A 1124-nucleotide genomic window follows, 5' to 3' on the forward strand; every position below is an offset into this window, starting at 1 on the left:
TCTTTAGAAAATGACTAATATTATTCAAAAGTTTACTATCTTTAAATAACTTTTTATTCCAATACATAATTTCAACTTGATTAAATGATACCATAAAAGTATGATATCGATTGATAAAAGCCAGCAAGTTCATTTCTTCCCCATTATCAAATGTTAAAATTACATCTTTTAATATTCTAGAATAAATACTAATTGAATTTTTATTTATTTTTAGCCTTAATGAATCATCGAACCTATTCGGGATCATGAAATAGGATTTCCCACTTATTATTTTTTGTTCAATCTCTAATGTCCTTTGAAATCTCTTTACGTAAGTTAATAATTTAATCTCTCTATCTATATACCTTACGCTATCTATCTTTTTCTCTTCTATTTGATTTACTAATTCACTTGTCAAAAATAATAAACCACTTGGAGTAATTTCATCTATATAATCCTCAAACGAAAGTGGTGTAGAAAAGTTATCCATAAAGGTTTCACTATCAACAAAGGAATCTATTTTATTACATATCCCAATTACCCAATTTAAGTAATAATTTAAATCGACCTTCTTACCAAGTTGATTGATTTTAGAAGTATTAAATGATAAAGAAAACTTTTCCTCTCCATTCGAGAGTCGCACTTGATTTACAATATATTGACTTACACCAAAAACAGAAATTGATTCCTTTAAGTTAATCGCCTCCATGCTCTTTCTTCTTACTACATTATCTGAAATATCCATATTATGTAAAGACATCTTTTCAAAATTTGTTCTATCCGACAAAAATGTTTTAGATATAGCAGTATATTCTACGCCTTCAATATAATCTTTCAGCAATTTTTCTAATCCAGATATTCCTTTTTTATTTATTACAACATAATTTGAGTATTCCACAATTAATAAATAAGCAAATTTCGTTTCGTGTAGTAAATCATTATTAATAAAACTTGGCTTTTCCTTATATTTAAAAATACAAATTGAATAAGTTAATGGCCTTGAATTCATGCTTTTCTTAACAATCTTTAATACATAATTCCCTTCTTTTTTTCTGGATACCTCTTTAAAAATACTCTCAATTTTAGTCTTAGATATATTTTTAAGCTTTCTATAATAATACGCATTTTCAGTAAGAATTAAATCC

The 1124-nt window shown here is 25.7% G+C and carries 1 protein-coding gene; it reads right to left on the reverse strand.

Features of this window, described 5'->3' with window-relative positions; all coding sequences use genetic code 11:
* Positions 1-1124 (reverse strand): hypothetical protein (locus KVT27_RS23270; protein WP_217582035.1); only part of this gene is annotated, 1124 nt, incomplete at both ends.

It is taken from the genome of Lysinibacillus sp. GbtcB16 (genome assembly GCF_019091145.1).
GTDB classification, from domain to species: Bacteria; Bacillota; Bacilli; order Bacillales_A; family Planococcaceae; genus Lysinibacillus; species Lysinibacillus fusiformis.